The sequence below is a fragment of the Longimonas haloalkaliphila genome (assembly GCF_055379825.1).
The window spans coordinates 1,482,222-1,499,818 of the sequence record NZ_AP043948.1 but is presented as its reverse complement, the minus strand read 5'-3'; the positions used below and the strand labels follow the sequence as shown (position 1 = coordinate 1,499,818).

14 protein-coding genes and 1 tRNA gene are annotated in these 17,597 nt (G+C 59.5%); 5 read left to right on the top strand and 10 right to left on the bottom strand.

The annotated features are described in order from the left end of the window. The first annotated feature begins 31 nt into the window (after positions 1 to 31). Together ACZ48V_RS05955 and ACZ48V_RS05950 are read left to right on the top strand one after the other, a co-directional pair. A tRNA-Pro gene (locus tag ACZ48V_RS05955) sits at positions 32 to 105 on the top strand. Positions 106 to 523: 418 nt separating this feature from the next. Next, positions 524 to 1,288 carry a class I SAM-dependent methyltransferase gene (locus ACZ48V_RS05950; RefSeq protein ID WP_464542531.1) on the top strand — a complete coding sequence of 255 codons (765 nt, stop codon included), beginning with the start codon at positions 524 to 526 and terminating at the stop codon, positions 1,286 to 1,288. Positions 1,289 to 1,328: 40 nt separating this feature from the next. Here the strand turns inward: ACZ48V_RS05950 and ACZ48V_RS05945 are convergent, their stop codons facing one another. Beyond that, positions 1,329 to 1,826, bottom strand: coding sequence for a dihydrofolate reductase (locus ACZ48V_RS05945; protein WP_464542529.1), 498 nt, complete (start codon positions 1,824 to 1,826; stop codon positions 1,329 to 1,331). A gap of 487 nt (positions 1,827 to 2,313) precedes the next feature. Between ACZ48V_RS05945 and ACZ48V_RS05940 the strand changes: the two genes are divergently transcribed. Beyond that, positions 2,314 to 3,597 (top strand): putative sugar nucleotidyl transferase, encoded by a 1,284-nt coding sequence (locus tag ACZ48V_RS05940; protein ID WP_464542527.1) that lies wholly within the window; start codon positions 2,314 to 2,316, stop codon positions 3,595 to 3,597. Here ACZ48V_RS05940 and ACZ48V_RS05935 read toward each other — a convergent pair. Together ACZ48V_RS05935 and ACZ48V_RS05930 are read right to left on the bottom strand one after the other, a co-directional pair. Continuing rightward, the gene (locus ACZ48V_RS05935; protein ID WP_464542525.1) at positions 3,539 to 4,069 is read right to left on the bottom strand and encodes a metallophosphoesterase family protein; all 531 of its coding nucleotides are present in this window, start codon (positions 4,067 to 4,069) and stop codon (positions 3,539 to 3,541) included. The genes ACZ48V_RS05940 and ACZ48V_RS05935 overlap by 59 nt on opposite strands. Positions 4,070 to 4,263: 194 nt before the next feature. Next, positions 4,264 to 4,947: a metal-dependent hydrolase gene (locus ACZ48V_RS05930; protein ID WP_464542523.1), complete on the bottom strand. Its 684-nt coding sequence runs from the start codon at positions 4,945 to 4,947 to the stop codon at positions 4,264 to 4,266. Between the two features lie 283 nt (positions 4,948 to 5,230). Between ACZ48V_RS05930 and ACZ48V_RS05925 the strand changes: the two genes are divergently transcribed. Beyond that, positions 5,231 to 8,194 (top strand): FAD-binding and (Fe-S)-binding domain-containing protein, encoded by a 2,964-nt coding sequence (locus ACZ48V_RS05925; protein ID WP_464542521.1) that lies wholly within the window; start codon positions 5,231 to 5,233, stop codon positions 8,192 to 8,194. Between the two features lie 142 nt (positions 8,195 to 8,336). Here ACZ48V_RS05925 and ACZ48V_RS05920 read toward each other — a convergent pair whose 3' ends face one another. The 7 genes from ACZ48V_RS05920 to ACZ48V_RS05890 form a co-directional block, all read right to left on the bottom strand. Further along, complete coding sequence (locus ACZ48V_RS05920; RefSeq protein WP_464542519.1) at positions 8,337 to 10,385, bottom strand: S9 family peptidase; 2,049 nt, start codon at positions 10,383 to 10,385, stop codon at positions 8,337 to 8,339. Positions 10,386 to 10,546: 161 nt separating this feature from the next. Continuing rightward, on the bottom strand, positions 10,547 to 10,756 hold the full coding sequence (locus tag ACZ48V_RS05915; protein WP_464542518.1) for a hypothetical protein: 210 nt from the start codon (positions 10,754 to 10,756) through the stop codon (positions 10,547 to 10,549). Between the two features lie 106 nt (positions 10,757 to 10,862). Further along, positions 10,863 to 11,921, bottom strand: coding sequence for a dual-specificity RNA methyltransferase RlmN (rlmN, locus tag ACZ48V_RS05910; protein ID WP_464542516.1), 1,059 nt, complete (start codon positions 11,919 to 11,921; stop codon positions 10,863 to 10,865). Positions 11,922 to 12,085: 164 nt separating this feature from the next. After that, a complete protein-coding gene (locus ACZ48V_RS05905; protein WP_464542515.1) occupies positions 12,086 to 12,871 on the bottom strand; it encodes an ABC transporter permease in 786 nt (261 codons plus the stop codon). A gap of 20 nt (positions 12,872 to 12,891) precedes the next feature. Next, on the bottom strand, positions 12,892 to 13,851 hold the full coding sequence (locus tag ACZ48V_RS05900; protein WP_464542514.1) for an ABC transporter ATP-binding protein: 960 nt from the start codon (positions 13,849 to 13,851) through the stop codon (positions 12,892 to 12,894). Positions 13,852 to 13,869: 18 nt separating this feature from the next. Next, positions 13,870 to 14,826: a heme o synthase gene (cyoE, locus tag ACZ48V_RS05895; RefSeq protein WP_464542512.1), complete on the bottom strand. Its 957-nt coding sequence runs from the start codon at positions 14,824 to 14,826 to the stop codon at positions 13,870 to 13,872. Between the two features lie 62 nt (positions 14,827 to 14,888). Then, positions 14,889 to 15,926: a COX15/CtaA family protein gene (locus ACZ48V_RS05890; RefSeq protein ID WP_464542510.1), complete on the bottom strand. Its 1,038-nt coding sequence runs from the start codon at positions 15,924 to 15,926 to the stop codon at positions 14,889 to 14,891. A gap of 235 nt (positions 15,927 to 16,161) precedes the next feature. Here ACZ48V_RS05890 and glmM point away from each other — a divergent pair, with 235 nt between their 5' ends. After that, the gene (gene glmM / locus ACZ48V_RS05885; RefSeq protein WP_464542508.1) at positions 16,162 to 17,550 is read left to right on the top strand and encodes a phosphoglucosamine mutase; all 1,389 of its coding nucleotides are present in this window, start codon (positions 16,162 to 16,164) and stop codon (positions 17,548 to 17,550) included. Positions 17,551 to 17,597 lie beyond the last annotated feature (47 nt).

Sequence of the window (17,597 nt, the reverse complement as noted above, 5' to 3'; positions counted from 1 at the left end):
ATAGTCGTCTGGTATGCAGTGTATAGTTACTCGGGGCGTGGCGCAGCCAGGTAGCGCGCTTCGTTCGGGACGAAGAGGTCCCCGGTTCAAATCCGGGCGCCCCGACATTGCAGTACATTGCAAGACAAACTTATGAGAGCACCACGGCTTGAGCGCCCTGTTCTTCAGTGAACAGGGCGCTTTTTTGTTGCATGCGTGCCTTTTATTTTTTGTTACGCATACCAGAATCGTACTGCCTGAAAGCCTGCATTGTGGGTATATTTTCCTATAACTTATAGGTTAATGTTTTATACTGTAATATATCCTTAGGCATATCGCATCTCATCCAAAAGCACATGTTGCCGTGACCACCAAAAGTCACATTATATGCGTGCAGCGAAGCTTTGGTACAATCCAACACAAAGCAGGCTCAGTGTCTGGTCTACTTTTGACTCCAAGTCTCTGTTTTGGACCTCGCTTCCTCGCATCGTCCCCATCTTCCCTCCTATAGCTTCTTCTATCATACATTTTGCACAGATAAAACATGCCTACTAAATCAGATATTTCTTCTGTAGACACGCAGGTCGTTGCTTTCTGGGATGATCTATTTTCGCAAGGTGAAGCATGCGATTACACTCGGGTCGAAATTCCCGACACGCAGGATCCCAAGCTTCTCCGTGCCAGAGAACACTTCGGTTCTCTAAAGGGCAAAACCGTTCTCGATATTGGATGCGGAAGCGGTGCCACGTCACTTTTTTTCGCGCACTGCGGAGCACAGGTCATTAGCATTGACATCAGTGCTATTGCTATTGATAACCTGAGGCGCTACTGTGCCGAGCACCACATCTCCAACATTACAGCTATCCAGATGCCTGCTCAGGCTATCGATGAACTGGCGCCGGTCGACTTCGTGTTTGGCGCGATGATTCTCCACCACATTGAGCCGTTTGACGCCTTCGTCACAACGCTCCGCAACGCACTCAAACCGGGCGGAAAAGCCTTCTTTTGGGAGAACAGCGCTGGTAGCCCACTCATGATGTGGTGCCGTAAGCATATCACCGGACGGTTTGGCGTCCCGAAGCATGGCGACCCCGAGGAGCAGCCGCTCACTCCTCACGAAATCGACCTTCTATCTGAAGAGATGAAGGTAGAAGTCGAATATCCTGAACTACTCTACTTTCGAATGTGCTCCACCTACCTCTTCCGTGGTTACCTGGAAGCACCGTTCAAGGCACTCGACGACTTCTTCTATCGTTATCCGTCCTTCCGCAAGCGAAGCTACCGGCAGTATCTGCTTTGCACGCGGTAGTTACGCTGCGGGGTGCAGCCCCAACGTCGCCAGATTTGGATTACACGCTCATGCGCTCGTACGTCACAAACGCAAACCCGTCGCGTTCGTCACGCTGCACCTCGGCAAAGGTATCCCCAACCAGATGCTTGTATGGCGGGAAGAACGTGTCGCCCTCGTAGTCACCCTCGACCTCGGTAAGTTCGAGCCGGTCGGCGCGCGAAAGAAACTGCTCGTAGATCTGTTGTCCGCCCCCCACGTAGAGCGTAGCGTCGTCGGCGACCGCACTGAGCGCATCTGGAATTGACGAATACGACTCAACATCGTCGTATTCGTCAAACGTCCTGGTCCTCGTCAGAATCAACTGGCGGCGGTCCGGGAGCGGTCCGCCAAACGTTTCAGCAATGGATTCGAAGGTGCGCCGCCCCATGAGCAGCGGGTGCCCTGTTGTCAGACGCTTAAAGCGCTTCAGGTCATCGGGGAGGTGCCAGGGCAGGTCGCCGTCTTTGCCGATCACACGATTTTCGCACGCTACGGCAGCAATGAGTACGATAGTCACGAGACACAGAAGTCCTTATTTGTGGAGTGGTTATTTAGCTTCTGTACGTACGCCACGACGCCCTCGCTCCGTGAAGAACGAAGATGCTAAATTCCGCTGTACACAACTCTTAATGGACGTTGATTCAGCCTATCCTGGCGTCGTTCGTGTCAACTCCTTCTATTGAACGCCCAGTCATTGTCGGTAGCGTTCGTAACACAGGAAACTTGACTCCGGCAGATCTACACCGTTCCTTGAGACCGTTCCTTGAGACTGCCTTAGAGCCTGTTTGGGTTTTGGTTTGCAGGCGAGAGCGAGCGCCGCTAAGGCGAAAATTGGACCACGATGGAGGTTCGTAGCCGGGGCTACGGGGCGACATCGGGGGCAATTTGCACCAGGGGCATGACCTTCGGCCCCAGTCCAGCGCCGCCGCTCGGAGCCCAAATTAAGAAATCAAAACAGGCTCTTACGCCGATGCCTTCCCCACACGAATCGACGTCCCGTTTGCATGACGCTCTGCCTCTTCGAAGATAAGACAGCCGCTCACCTCGCTCCACTCACTCACACCCGGGCCGTGCACGAACTCCGCTGCGGGATGCACACGCTGGGGGCCACGCTGCAACAGACCTTTCCGCACGCGTCTCTCGCGCTGCATACGCGCCAGCACCTTGAAGCAGTCGTGGCCGCGCGTGCGCCTCATGATGCCACCGTTAACCGACTGCCTGCTAACGAAGGCGTCCTGTTTGTCCATGGCGGCGCGCTGCCCGCATCTGGCTGGGTCGACGTGGTAACGGCCTCTGTGAACGAAGCGACCCCGCGCGTCTTTACATCAGGCTCAGCGCTCATCGCAGCCTGGTGGCCCGATCCACACGCGCTACCGGCCGACCTGCTTTCGAACGACGCGTTGCGCGCAGAAGCCTTCAGTGCTGCCCCCGTAACTGAGCTCGGCGCTGTGCCCCGCATCACTCGCACCTGGCACCTTATGGATGCGCTGCGCGACCGCCTCCATCAAGAGCTTGGGGCAGCACTCAACGCGTCGCCGTCTGACGCGCCTTTACACGGGGTCCATGCGTCGGCGGTCGTTGATGCGCCCGAGCAGGTCTACCTTGCTCCCGGCGCCTCTGTAGGGGCCGGTGCCATTCTGAACGCCGAAAATGGACCGATCTATATCGACTCGGAGGCAGCCGTACTGGAGCAGGCCGTCGTGCGCGGCCCCATCTACATCGGCCCCCAATCTCAGATCAAGCGAGGCGCAGATGTCGAGGGCTCCTCATTCGGTACGTACAGCAAGATAGGCGGCGAGGTGCATAACTGCATTGTGCAAGGCTATTCCAATAAAGGCCATGCAGGCTTTTTAGGGCATAGCATCCTGGGGGAGTGGTGCAATCTTGGCGCTGACACCAACACCTCGAATCTCAAGAACGACTATGGCACCGTAAGTATCTACGATGCTGCCGCTGCCGGCTTTGTCGACACCGGACGTCAGTTCATGGGGCTGGTCATGGGTGATCACTCAAAATGCGGCATCAACACGATGTTTAACACCGGCACGGTTGTAGGCACCGGATGCAACGTGTACGACAGCGGGTTTCCCCCTCGTCATCTGCCCAGCTTTTCGTGGGGCAGCCCGCACAGCGGGTTTGTCGACTACCGGTTGACCAAAGCGCTCAGTGTCGCCGCTCGCGTTATGGCCCGGCGCGACAAGACGTTAACAGCTGCTCAGGAACGGCTCCTTACGCATCTGTTTGAGAAGACGGCTCCGCAGCGCGCGGCGATGCGTCAAGATGGATAACATCGACGTTCGAGGCCTTCCCATCTTTTACTTTCAGGCGCAAGCAGGTTTTCTTCTGATGAAACCCCTGTCGCCCGGCAGCTCCCGGATTCACGAACAGCATGTTGTCCAGTTCGGCAACACGCTCGATGCGCAGAATGTGGCTATGTCCGCAGATGAATATGTCGGGCGGGTCTTCGGCAAGCCGCTTGTCCATGTTGGCCTGCCAGCGCCCCGGCCGCCCGGCGATGTGCTCGATCCACACCGAGAGTCCGCCAAACGTGAAGCGCTCCCGCTCCGGCAGGCGCCGCCGCGTATCCGCATCATCGACGTTACCATACACTGCGTGTACCGGCGCCAGCGTGGCCAGTCCATCAAGAATTGTGAGATCACCAACATCACCGGCATGCACGATGGCATCCACCCCCTCTAACACGTCGACCAGGTCGGGGTGAAAGTATCCGTGCGTATCCGATAAAATACCGAGTTCCATAGACAAAAGGTATCAGCAAAGAATCGCGAAGGTTCGCTGCACCGTGCCGCCACCAGCGTGCGCAGTGGGTGGGTGCAGTGGGTGGGTGCAGTGGGTGGGTGCAGTGGGTGGGTGCAGAGCAAAAACGCACACAGCAGTAGAGGCGGCTCGCTGTGAGCCGCCCCTATGCACCGATGCGCACCAAACACGTTTCGCTACAGTTCAACGGTCTCATCAAAGTCGAGGATGAGCGGCTCAAACCCGGCTTCTTCAGCGGCCGCCTCGAAGTCGGACAGGTCTACCTCGATGAACGGGAACGTGTCGTAGTGTAGCGGCACGATCGTGTCGGCATCCACCATCGTAGCGGTATGGATCGTGCCGGGAATGCCCATCGTGACCACGTCGCCAATCGGGGCCAGCAGCACATCGATGTCGTACTGCTCTCCAATCCACTCCATCTCAACGAAGGGCGCCGTGTCGCCGGTGTAGTAGACCGTCAGGTCGCCGAAGTCAAGCACAAACCCGATAGGCACGCCGCCGTAGCTCCCATCCGGAAAGGATGCGGTGTGGCGCGCATGAACGGCCTCTACATGCCCCCACGGAAAATCAAGCGAACCGCCTTCGTTCAGCGGATGCACCGACTCGTGCCCGAACTCTTGCTGCACGTGCGTAATCACCTCGAACGTTCCGATTACAAGCGGGTCGCCCTGCTTCGTGAGCGCCTCCGTATCGACAAAATGGTCGGCATGCGGGTGCGAAACAAAAATTACGTCTGGATCCACATCGGATGGCGTTGTCTTTGTGTGCGGGTTGTTATCCGCCAGGAATGGATCGAAGAGAAACGTGTTTGTGTCCGACTCCAGCTGAAAAGTAGCGTGCCCGAAATACGTTAAATCCATAATAGACCGTTCGTTGGATGCAAGCGTCTTGCGAATAACTGTACATCGGATACAACGGCACAAAAGCGACATGCGGTTCACACATATTGCAGTACCGTATGCCATAATAATGTAACGGGCCCCGTAGCATTCTGCTTGGCTTTTGGGATGCGGGCGCCGTGCACATCGCGCATTTGTTACGCGACCCGTACTATTGTGCCCCACATCATATTGAATCCATATAAGCTGGGCCCCGTCCAATACAATGTCCATCGCTGATTCATTTGCGCTTCCCCGCCCTCACATGGCTACTCCGTCTGTCAGCACGCTTCCATCGTCTACCTCTGCGACCAAACGTCCAATTACCGACCACCTGCGAGCCACGCTCGCCGACCGCCTGCGTCCGCGTCTGCAGGGAGAGCTACGCGTCGACGCGATGACCCGCGCGCTCTATGCGACCGATGCGAGCATGTACCAGATGGAACCGGTTGCGCTCTGCATCCCCAAAACCCCAGAAGACGTACAGGCAACTATCGAGGAGGCGAATGCGCTCGAAATACCGGTACTGCCCCGTGGCGGCGGATCCTCGCTTGCCGGGCAGGGCGTCAACACGGCCGTAGTCATCGACTTTACGCGCCATCTCGACGCCATCCTTGACATTGACGTGGCGGCGCAGCAGGTTACCGTGCAGCCCGGCATCACGCTTGATGCTCTGAACGAGGCGCTTGCCCCACACGGACTCATGGTAGGCCCCGACCCGGCCAGTAGCAGCCGGGCTACGCTGGGCGGCATGGTTGCCAACAACTCGACTGGCACCCACTCCATCCGGTACGGCAACATGATCCACCATGTGCACGCCGTACAGGGCGTTCTCCCCGATGGCACCCCTGTCCGTTTTGGACCGCTCTCGCATCGGGGATGGCAGCAGAAGATGCGTGGCGACGGACGCGAAGGCGTGATCTACCGGAGTCTCGATGCGCTGCTCAGCGCCCACCGCGACGTCATCGAGCGCGACACCACCGACCATTGGCGACGCAACAACGGCTACCGGCTGGAACATCTGTTGGAAGCGGGCAACCGCAACCTCGCGCAGCTCATGGCTGGCAGCGAGGGCACACTCGCCGTTCTCACGGAGATGACGATCGATCTGGTCAAGAAGCCCGCGACGACGGTGCTTGGCATTGCCGCCTACGACACCCGCGACGAGGCACTCGAAGCAGTAACCACCCTTCTCGACACCGATCCCGACGCTGTCGAGCTTTTCGACGGCGTGGCCATCGAGCGCATCCGTAACACGCCGGGCTATGCCGAGCGGCTCACGTTCATCGACGGCACGCCCGGCGGCGTGCTTATCGTCGAGTACGCCGGCAACTCAAAAGAGGCACTCAGTGCAAAGCTGGATGCGCTCGACGGCGTGCTGCCCGGCACCGATGCCCGCGGTCCGGCACGGCGCGTTGTTGACGATGCCGCTATCAAAAACGTATGGGGCATCCGCAAAGAGGGACTCGGCCTGGTGATGGGCGTGGAGGGCGACTACAAGCCGTGGGCGGTCATCGAAGATGCCTCGGTTCCCGTCGAGCACTTGCCCGACTATATCGATGAACTGAGCACGCTAATCGACTCGATGGGGGTGCGGGCTGCCTACTACGCCCACGCCTCAGCCGGCTGCTTACACGTTCGCCCCTTCGTGAACACAAAAACGCAGGAGGGCGTCGAGCAGCTCGATGCCATTGCCAGAGGCTCTCTGAAGCTCGTAAAGCGCTACGGGGGTGCTATCTCCTCGGAGCACGGCGACGGGATTGTGCGCGGCGCGCTCAACCGCGAGATGCTTGGCGACGAACTCTATGCCGTCAATAAAAAAACCAAGGCAATCTTTGACCCCGACAACCTGCTGAATCCGGGCAAGATCGTGGACGTGCCCCCGCTGACCGAGAACCTGCGCATGGGTCCCAACTACGACACGCGTCCGCTTGCCACGTCGATGAGCTTCGATGCCGAGGGGGGCTTTGCACATCTCCTCGAAAAGTGCAATGGCAACGGCGCCTGCCGCAAGCGCGACACAGGCACCATGTGCCCCAGCTTCATGGCTACACGCGACGAGGAAGACTCTACACGTGGCCGGGCCAACGCGCTGCGTTCTGCTCTCGCTGGCGACCTGCCCGAAGATGCGTTTACCAGCGATCGCATGTACGAGGTGATGGATCTCTGCATCCAGTGCAAGGCCTGTAAGACGGAGTGTCCTTCAAACGTTGACATGGCCAAGATCAAAACGGAGTGGCTGCACCAGTACTGGCAGGAGCACCGCATGCCGTGGCGCACCTGGCTGTTTGCCCATCAGCCCCAGTTTGTTCGCAAGCTGGCGGGTACGCCCCTTGCTTCGCTGGTCAACTGGTCGTCGCGCCAGGGCTGGATGCGCCGCATCGGAGAGTGGATGATGGGCGTTAGCGCCGAGCGCGACCTGCCGCCCTTTGCGCGCGAAACGGCATTCCAGATGGACCTGGAGGCCGCAAACCCTTCGGATGGGCCAGAAGTCGTGTTCTTCGCCGATACGTTCAACGCATACCACACACCCGAGGTGGTGCGTGCAGCCGTGCAGTTCTTGCAGCGTACCGGCCATCGCGTTACGCTGGCCCCTGAGGGCCTCTGTTGCGGACGCACGTTTCTCTCGAAGGGACTTGTCACGAAGGCGCAGCATACGGCACTGCGTACGCTTGAGGGGCTCTATCCGTATGTAAAGAAAGGGCTTCCGATTGTGGGCCTTGAGCCAAGCTGTATTCATGCGCTCGACGATGAGTTTCTGTCGCTGCTTCCGGGGGAGCTGCGTGCTCAGGAGCTGGCCGAGCAGGTGCACGGATTTGAGGAGTTCGTAGCGCAACGCCTTGCAGAAGGCGCTCTTGACACCGCCGAATGGGCGTCGTCGATGTCAACCAACGGATCGAAGAATGAGCTTCTCTTGCATGGGCACTGCCACCAGAAGGCGCTTGTTGGCACAGAGGCTACAGAGCGCATCTTGCAGGCAGCAGGCTACGACGTAACTTCCCTGGATGCCGGCTGCTGCGGAATGGCTGGCGCGTTTGGCTACGAAGCTGAGCACGTCGACATCTCCAAGCAGATGGCCGAGCTCCGCCTTGCTCCAGCCGTGCGCCAGACCCCGGAGCAGACAACCGTTTCTGCACCCGGCTTCTCGTGCCGCTCGCAGATCAAGGACGTAACAACACGCACCGCTCAACACCCTGCGGTGCTTCTCAACGAAGCGCTGCGGGGCTGATCTGCGCGGGATGCCCCCCTGTCCTCGCCACCAATTACAAAACCCGCCGGGCCCTTGCGGCACCCGGCGGGTTTTTTGTATGGCCGTAAGATAGCGCGCTTTCACGCTATGCGTTGCCGTAGCTTCGCATTAGCGGGGAGCGCTACTCTGCACCCTCAAGTGAAACAGCACCCTGAGGAACCGGAGCGTCCGCATCGCCATGCAGGTACGTGTTGAACCAGCGCATCATGCGCAGGGTGTAGTCCATGCGCGCAGCAGAGCGACCGTAGCCGTGTCCTTCCTCCGGATACAGCGCCAGGCGCAACGGTACGTCAGGGCGACGCACCTTGATGTGGCGGTACAGCTCCAGCGACTGGCCCGGATGGACGCGGGTATCTTCCTCGCCATGGGCAATCAGCAGCGGCGTGTTAGCCTGCTCCACATAGTAGATGGGGCTTCGCTTCAGCATGTCCATCCACGAGTTCCACAGACGTGTGCGCGAGTGCACCAGGTACAGCTCTTCGGGGATATCGCTGGTGCCCCACTTCGAGATATTGTTGCTGATGCCTACATTCATCACGCCGGCAGCAAAGCGCTCGGAGTAGTACGTGCTCATCCAGGCTGTTGCGTAGCCACCGTACGAGCCGCCGGTTACCCCGACGCGGTCCGGATCCGCAATGCCTTCGTCGATCAAGAAGTCGACGCCGTCTACAACGTCGTCAAACTCGCGTCCGGCCAGATCGCCCTGGCTGCTATAGACGAAGTCGATGCCGCGTCCGGTACTGCCCCGGTAGTTCGGATAGAAAACAGCAAAATCCTGTGCCGCCCCCATCTGTCCGGGATCGGAGTAGCGGGTCAGCCATCCGTTATCGTAGTGCGCTTCGGGGCCGCCATGCACAACCGTAATCAGCGGCACGCGGGTGCCTTCCTGATAGTCGACCGGCAGGATCAGCAGCCCGTCGATCTCGAACTGGCCGTCGCGCGCCGTGTAGCTGACGACACGCTGCTCTCCCATCGTCACGTCATCAAGATCAGGATTGGAGTTGGTCATCCGCTCAGGCTGGTCGTTGCCATCGGCAAGCCAGTACACCTCAGGAGGATGCGCCGGCGTGTGCGCTGTAAACGCAATTTCGCCCTGTGCTGTCGGCGAGAAGCCCGTCATGATTGGCCCGTCGAGATCAACAACGCGTGTAAACTGCGTACCGTCGGGACGAATCGTACCGAAGGAGCGCTCTACGCTCTCGCTGGCGATGAAGTGAATGGTCTCGTCACCCGTCCAGGCAATCTGTTCGAACTTGCCTTCAAACTCGGGGAAGATGTTCTCGGGGGTGGCATTGTCAGCCGCATCCACTACCATAATGCGCCCGTCGATAGGGTCGTGAATGTCGTGGCCCGCACGCAGCGCCAACTGCTCCTCGTTCGGACTCCACTCGATCTGAGCGATCTTGCCTTCGTTGTTGATGTCGGCGGTTACATTGCCCGACGAGGGATCTACGATGACCACACTCTGAAACATGTAGAAGTCGTCGACCTCGGGCGAGGGCGCCACGGTCAGCGCCAGCTGCTCACCGCTCGGGCTCCAGGTCATGATGTATGCCGTTCCATCGATTTCCAGAGGCTCCGCAGCAGCATCGCTCGTTACATCAACCGTGTAAGCGAGGCGGTTCGGGCGATTTTCTTCGAAGAGGTTCGGCTCGTAAGGAAGCTCCGCTTCGGGCACGTCCAGCTCCTCGCTGGCGGTGAACACGATGCGGTTTCCATCAGGCGCCCACTCGTAGGTAGCAATCGAGCGCTCGAACGCATAGATGCGCTCCATGTCTCCCGTCGCCGGGTCCATTTCGTAGAGAGCACGGCCGTTTTCATCGTCGTCGCGCGCTGTCAGAAAGGTGAGCGTTCCATGCTCCGGACGAAACGTCATTCCTCCTATCGCGCTCTCGCTGTAGAGAGCCTCTTCTTCACCTGTTTCGGTATCAATCACGAACAGGTGGCGCGCTGCAGGAGCGTTCTCCTCGCGCGGGTCCGCAGGCTGTGAGCGCATGAACGCAATAAAGTTGCCGTCGGCGTCAACGGTGGTTCCGCTTACCGACTGCAGCATCGCTTCTTGCATGGGCGTAAGCCCCTGCGCGGTGCTTACAGTGGGCAGGCTAAGGAGCCCCATCACAACCAGCGCCAGCATCAGGCGCATGGGCGTGCGCAAGTTCTTCAGTATCATAGTGACGTATGTAACGTGAGAAAAGGAATGCGGTACAAGCATCGCATCGTATCTGCAAAGCGCTTATTTGCGAAGCGCTTACACGATGCCGTGTTGGTTCGTATCAGCGGCTTACGCCCCCGTTCCCCCTGCTGTGTGCGTTTGAGTCCAATCTGTGCCTGTTACGACTCCGACGATGTGGCGGACTTCGAGGCAGACGTACGCTGTCCGCGCAGCCAGATCGTGAGGGTATTGATCAGAATATCGGTAAGCAGCAGTGGCACCAGACGCTTGATCCAGGTGCCTAAGCGGCGCGGCATCCACCGCGTGAAGAGCCATAGCCCAAGTGCGCTCAGCACAACCTGTATCAGACGCTGTATCCAAGAAGTCATAATCTTATAGGCAGTCGGTTAAGAGGGATGCGAAGCGAAAGGATGCTGCTTGCAGTGTTCTAAGGCGGGCTTGCCGGCGCGCAGCTTCGGTGAGACGTGCGTTCGCTCAGGCGTTGGCCAGCTGCCCGCATGCGGCGTCGATGTCTTGCCCGCGGCTGCGGCGCACTGTAACCGTTACGCCTTCCTGCACGAGCGCCTGCACGAACCGGTTGAGTTGTGCCTCAGAGGTGCGCTCGAATGAGAGCGTAGGCACCGGGTTATACATCAGGATATTGACTTTCGAGGGGGCCCAGCGTGTAATCTTGGCAAGGTTCTTTGCATCCTGCACCGAGTCGTTCACGTCTTTAAACAGGCAATACTCGTACGTAATCGGGCGTCCGGTCGTATCTGCATAGTACCGAATTGCCTGTTCGAGCGCGTCGAGGCTGGTTTTTTCGGACTGGTTGACGGGCATGATGGCGCTGCGCTGCTCATCGGTGGGTGCATGCAGCGATACGGCCAGGTTGGTGCGCGGATCGTCGTCGGCGAGGTCGCGAATGCGGCGGGCCAGCCCCACCGTCGAAATGGTGATGCGCCGCGGCGACATGTTGAGCGTGTCTTCGTCGGTAAGCAGCGCGACGCTCTGCAGCACCGCATCGTAGTTCAGAAGCGGTTCGCCCATCCCCATAAACACGACGTTCGACACAGCCCGCCCGTAGTGTTCTTGGGCAGCTTCGTTCATGAACCAGACCTGGTCGTAGATGGCCCCGGGCGTCAGGTTTTCCTTGAAGCCCATCAGCCCCGTGGCACAGAACGCACAGCCCATGGCGCAGCCGACCTGGCTCGACACGCACACTGTAAGGCGTTGGGCATCGCCCAGGGCGTCGAAGCTCGGGATGAGCACCGTTTCGGCTTCGCGCCCCGAGGGAAGCGCAAACAGCCCTTTGAGGGTGCCATCTTCGCTTCTCTGAACGCGCTGCATGTCGATGCTTGAAACGGTGGCCTCCTCGTTGAGGCGGGCACGAAACGCCTTCGGGAGGCTCGTCATCGCCGCAAAGTCTGTCTCGCCACGCGCATAGATCCAGTTGTAAAGCTGGCGACCGCGGTAGGCTGGCTCGCCCAGTGTGTCGACGAACGCTTCGAGGTTATCGCGTCCCATCGTTTTGAGATCGACGGTATCGGCCATGTAGGGGCAGGGTCACAGGAAAGAAGTATGTGCACAGGAGATACAAACGGGGCCGCATGCACATGCGTTTCCCTCCGGCTCCATCAGCGCCTGTCGGCTCTTTCGGCCTTTCTCGTGTGTTTCCGCACTACGGCCCCTGGCTGAAGAAATCTCTTACTTCGATGTTAAGCCGTCTGGAAGAGCGGGCGATGCACGCTCCATACGGCAGCGCCTACCATGAGTGCGGCGAAGCCCCAGGTTACTGCCAGACAGGTGATCGGATCGGCCAGCACCGCAGGGGCTTCAACATAGAGCCCATGGCGAAGGCCGCTCACCGCATAAGAGACAGGGTTTACCAGCATCAGTTCGCGCAGCCCGGTGGCGGCGCTGTCAAGCGGAAACATGGCGCTCGACAGAAACCAGAGGGGCAGCAAGAAAAGGTTCATGATCGCGTGGAATCCGCGCGTGGTATCGGTACGCCAGGCAATCGCACAGCCCAGCGCCGTAAACCCGATGCCCATACCCAGGCAGATCGCCGTGATGTACGCCACCCCGCCGATGGTGAGCCCCGGCCCGACCCAGGGCCACACGACAACGAACAGGAGCGCCTGTACCGATGCGAGGAGCGTACCCCCGAGCGCGTTGCCGAGTACGATTGCGGTGCGCGAAGTAGGCGCAATGAGCACCGTCTGCAGAAAGCCTGAAGCGCGCTCCTCAACGATAGATATCGTCGAGAAGATCGCCGTGAAAAGCAGGACCAGCGCCAGCACGCCTGGAAAGAGAAATTCGACGTATCCAACTGCACCGATCGGCGAATCTGGCATCTGGAAGGCGCCCTGAAAGCCGAGCCCCAGCAGCAACCAGAATGCAAGCGGCTGGACGAGTGCACCAGCTACCCGGCTGCGGTCGCGCACAAACTTGAGAATTTCGCGACGGCACAGGGCCGTAACGGTGAGGAGCGCAGTCGACATGAAAGTACGGCAGAGCCGTGTTAAGCAGAGTACATAGGAGAGAGGGTGTTCACCGACGCGTCGAGCTGGGCGCCTGCATGCGCCATAAAAACGTCTTCGAGGGTCGGTGGACGTACGGTGGCGCTCTGGATGCGGTCACCAAAGGCCTCGTAGATGGGGGCGACCAGCTGCGCGGCGTTGTCGTGTAGCAGCTGAATGCCTTGTTCAAAGGGATGCGCCTCGCACCCGAACTGTGCGGTGAGATCGCGTGCCAGCTCGTACGGTTCATCGGTTGTGAGCCAGAGCATCTCGTCGCCCAATGCGGCACGCAGCAGGGCGGGCTTTCCTTCGACCACGAGCTCGCCCTGTGCAAGGATCCCAACCGCGTCGCAGCGTTCGGCTTCATCCATCAGGTGGGTGGCTACAACCATCGTGGTGCCCTCGCTTTGCTGAAGCGCCGCAATGGTTTCCCAGAAGGAACGACGAGCCATCGGGTCGAGCCCGGCAGTTGGTTCGTCGAGCAGCAACAGGTCGGGGCGATGCAGTAGACCGCGTGCTAAGTCGGCCCGTCGGGCAAGTCCGCCCGAAAGCGTATCAACCGCGTCGTCGGCGCGGTCGTGCAGGTCCACGTAACCAAGCACCGTGCTGATGCGGTCGCGCAGCGATGCGCCGTGAAGGCCGTAGAGGGCGCCCTGAAACGCGAGATTCTCGCGAACGGTGAGCGTATCGTCGAGAGCAGGCGACTGAAACACGACACCGAGGCGTTGGCGTACGGCGGCAGCGTCATCACGAGTCGAGGCACCAAAGACCTCCGCATCCCCCTGTGTTGGCGTAACCAGCGTTGCCAGTACGCGAAAGAGTGAGGTCTTCCCGCTTCCATTGGGTCCTAATATGCCAAAAAGCGCCCCCTGCGGGATCGTGAGGTCTACGTCATTCAGGGCTTGCTGGTCGCCATCGTAGCGAAGCGACACGCGTTGTACGTGGATAGCAGGTGCGGGCATGCTGAGAGCGGCGAAAGACTACAGGAACCAGTCAATTGTCAATAGAGCGACAAGTGCTGGTACATAAACAATGGATGCTTTTAGTACATGACGCGCACGTATGCCGGTGCGTTCGCGGTTGAACTGGAGAGCCGTGTAAAGAAACCAGCCCCCGAGAGGAAGAACGCCAAGCAGATAGATCCATCCAACCGGTCCTACAGCTGCCGGGAAGACGCTGGCGACAAGCAGCAATAGCGTGAAGCCGATCATCTGGTAGGCGGTGGAGTCGCCCGAAGGTTCTTTGACAGGCAGCATGGCATAGTTGCCGCGTGCGTAGTCTTTGCGGTACATCCATGCCAGCGAGAGGAAGTGCGGCATCTGCCAGAGCGCGAGCACGGCGAAGATGGCCCACCCGGCGGCGCCGAATGTACCGGTGGCCGCCACGTAGCCCCCCAGTGCCGGAAGCGCGCCGGGAATGGTACCAATCAGCGTGTTGTACGTGGTGTAGCGCTTCAGCGGTGTATACACGTATAGGTAGAGAATGGCCGTTAGCGCTGCAAGTACGGCCGCAGGCGGATTGACGAGCGGACAGAGGAGCCCCACTCCAGCCAGCACCATCCCCGTACCGATCCACTCGGCCTGTTGCACCGGAATGCGCCCAGATGGAAGCGGACGGGCCGCCGTGCGCTTCATCGTCGCATCCAAGTCATGCTCCATGCAGTGATTGAGCATACCAACGCCCCCTGCACACAAGCCCACGCCGACCAGTGTATAGAGCAATACGGGTAGGTCGAGCGCAGCCGGACTCCCCAGCAGGAAGCCCGCAAATGCCGACACCGTCACGAGAAACGAGATCTCGGGCTTGGTGAGCGTAAGGTAGTCGCGTAGCAGCCCCCTCAGCGAACGGTCTGTCCCTGTATGCTCAGACGCTTCGGTAGCAAGAGCTACCGATCGCATATGCGACGAAGAATTTGACGAAGAGTCGGTACGAGCCATGTGTAGCGGAAGGCGATAGAAAGACAGGTCCGTCGTACATCCAGCACGCTGCGTACAGCATGCTACGATGACGACTGCGACGCAGGGGGCTTAGCAGAAAGTAGCGGTTCACTGTGGGGCGCACCTGTGTCGCCGGCAAACGCCGGCTGGACTTCGTTTGCAGTTGGCACAAGCCGGTGCGACCAGAGCGCCAGCGCGATGGTGGACACAAAGAGGATGGCTCCGACCACAAGATGGCTTACGGTGAGCAGCACCTGTGCCGTACTGCGCACCTGCAGCGCCGTTTCGTGGATCAGCACCAGATAGGCGGCAAGCCCAAGGGCAAACTGGACACCAACAGCTACAAGCACAGCCCAGGCACTCAGGCGCACGGGCTGACTATCAGACCAGTATTTTTGAACGTAGACGAAAGCCGCAAAGATAAGCCCCGTAACGACAAAAGCGCCTGCAATGTGCAGGATGGCAAAGCTTCCGGAGAGCGTCTGCGTAGAGTGGCGTAGCATAGCGCCCACCACAATCTGAACGTATACGCCGATGGCTGCTGCCCATGCCAGTGCACGCATGGTGCGTCCGCGCCCGGTATTCGGGAGCAGTCCGCGCCGGTTCCGCCACGTGTCGGTGGTAAAGATGGCCATGCTTACCAGCAGCGCAAAGAAGAGCTGCGCTGTGCAGGCATGTACAGCAGCAAGCACCGATGAGAGCTCCGTGACCCGCAGGCCTCCGAGGATGCCCTGAGTGGTAACGAGAAATAGCGCAAAAAGACCGAGCTTTCGCATCCAGCTGCGCGAATCCGCCCACCACGTCCAGCCCGCAAGCACCATCGTAAGCATGCCTACCAGGGCCCCAAGCAGCCGGTGTCCGTGTTCAGCCAACACCGGTATGTTGAGCCACCAGCGCACGCTCGGATCGCTCGGATCGTACATTCCCGTTCGGAAAGGATCGTACGACCCAAAGGTAGCCGGCCAATCGGGCACAGCAAGGCCAGCCTCAATACTGGTTACCCAGCCGCCCCACGAAATGAGCGTTGCGGTAACTGCAATGGTTAGATATGTAAGGCGGCGGCGCCATGTCCAGCGCCAGCGGGCCGTTTGCTCACTCATAATGCGTTTTTGCAGCGGACGGGAAACGGGGGTTCAGGCGTGTTAAGGTACCCTTCACAGGAATGTGACGTTCCGTTAAGAGCGGTCGAACGAGATCCTCTTTGCACGCTTGCGAACAAGGACGCCTGCTGCGGCTACGCAATGACGCGCCGTACTTTGAACGGTTGCTGTTTCGCCTTTGTATGCCTCTTGTTTGTGTGCCGCTCATTCTACTCTAACTACATTACAGCAGCGTATGTCTTCTTCCGTCCTTATCGAATCGGTATCGGGTATTCGCGGCATCATCGGTCGCGGATTTGGCCCGCATGTGGTCTTGCGCTATGGAACGGCGTTTGGGCGCTGGTGCCGCGCACGTGCTGATGCGCTCGACCGCAGACCGCTCGTCGTTGTGGGACGCGATGCACGCCCGAGTGGCGATGCGTTTCAGCGCATCCTCATGGGCACGCTGCAGAGCATGGGCTGCGACGTACTCGATACCGGACTCGCTCCCACACCTACCGTCGAAATGGGGGTGCTACAGCACGAAGCGGTTGGCGGCGTAATTCTCTCCGCATCGCACAATCCGCTCGACTGGAACGCGCTCAAGCTCCTCGATCATAACGGTGAGTTTCTGGATGCGGAAGCCGGACGTGCGCTGCAAGAGGCCGATCCTTCTAACACCTCGTCGGTGCCCCACAACGAGATGGGCAGCTACACGATGGCCAATCTCGTACCCGCTCATGTTGATGCGATTCGCGATCTGCCCTACATCGACCCGGATGCGATTGCCGCGCAGGACTTCACCGTCGTCGTAGATGGCTGCAACTCGGTGGGCGGCCTTGCGCTTCCGTTGCTCCTCAACGAACTCGGGCTGCGCGACGCCAACATCGTCCGCCTCTACTGCGAACCGAACGGACAGTTTGAGCGCACCCCAGAGCCACGCCCCGAACACCTGACCGATCTTGCCGAGGTCGTTCGCAACCGCAATGCCAACCTGGGGCTGGCGGTCGATCCTGATGCGGACCGCCTCGCGCTTGTCGACAACGAAGGACGCATCATTCTCGAAGAGCTTACGCAGGTGCTTGCGGCTGACTTTCTCTGGAATCGACGCGATGGTGCGTTTGTTACCAACCTCTCGTCTTCGCGCGCCATCGACGACGTAGCTGCGCGCCACGGACAGCCGGTGCATCGCTCTGCCGTCGGTGAGATTAACGTGGTCCAGAAGATGAAGGCGGTAGATGCCGTTCTCGGAGGCGAGGGCAACGGCGGTGTTATCTTGCCCGACCTGCACTACGGGCGCGATGCCCTTGCAGGCACGGCCCTCCTGCTGCAACACCTGGCCGACACCGGGGCTACGCTCGCCGAGCTCCACGATGCCATGCCGCACTATGCCATGGCAAAGGATAAGCTGCCTCTTGACGGACTCGACGTGGACGCGCTCCTTGCGCAAATGCAGGATACGTACGCTGATACGCCGCATGCTACCATTGACGGACTCAAAATCGACCTACCGGAAGGATGGGTACATCTGCGTGCGTCAAACACAGAGCCCATCTTGCGGGTCTACACGGAAGCGCCTACCCAAGAAGAGGCTCAGGCGCTCGCCGACCGCTTTAAAGACGAGCTCCAGGCGCTTGCTGCGTAAATCTACTGCTCTGTCGCACCTGGGTAGAGCGCAGACCACAGACGAAT

Coding starts and splice junctions, on each gene's coding strand:
- ACZ48V_RS05925 (WP_464542521.1), top strand. CDS start 5,231: ATGGCTACTCCGTCTGTCAGCACGCTTCCATCGTCTACCTCTGCGACC.
- ACZ48V_RS05920 (WP_464542519.1), bottom strand. CDS start 10,385: ATGATACTGAAGAACTTGCGCACGCCCATGCGCCTGATGCTGGCGCTG.
- ACZ48V_RS05930 (WP_464542523.1), bottom strand. CDS start 4,947: ATGGATTTAACGTATTTCGGGCACGCTACTTTTCAGCTGGAGTCGGAC.
- ACZ48V_RS05915 (WP_464542518.1), bottom strand. CDS start 10,756: ATGACTTCTTGGATACAGCGTCTGATACAGGTTGTGCTGAGCGCACTT.
- ACZ48V_RS05950 (WP_464542531.1), top strand. CDS start 524: ATGCCTACTAAATCAGATATTTCTTCTGTAGACACGCAGGTCGTTGCT.
- ACZ48V_RS05890 (WP_464542510.1), bottom strand. CDS start 15,926: ATGAGTGAGCAAACGGCCCGCTGGCGCTGGACATGGCGCCGCCGCCTT.
- ACZ48V_RS05905 (WP_464542515.1), bottom strand. CDS start 12,871: ATGTCGACTGCGCTCCTCACCGTTACGGCCCTGTGCCGTCGCGAAATT.
- rlmN (WP_464542516.1), bottom strand. CDS start 11,921: ATGGCCGATACCGTCGATCTCAAAACGATGGGACGCGATAACCTCGAA.
- ACZ48V_RS05900 (WP_464542514.1), bottom strand. CDS start 13,851: ATGCCCGCACCTGCTATCCACGTACAACGCGTGTCGCTTCGCTACGAT.
- ACZ48V_RS05935 (WP_464542525.1), bottom strand. CDS start 4,069: ATGGAACTCGGTATTTTATCGGATACGCACGGATACTTTCACCCCGAC.
- ACZ48V_RS05940 (WP_464542527.1), top strand. CDS start 2,314: ATGACGCTCTGCCTCTTCGAAGATAAGACAGCCGCTCACCTCGCTCCA.
- glmM (WP_464542508.1), top strand. CDS start 16,162: ATGTCTTCTTCCGTCCTTATCGAATCGGTATCGGGTATTCGCGGCATC.
- cyoE (WP_464542512.1), bottom strand. CDS start 14,826: ATGGCTCGTACCGACTCTTCGTCAAATTCTTCGTCGCATATGCGATCG.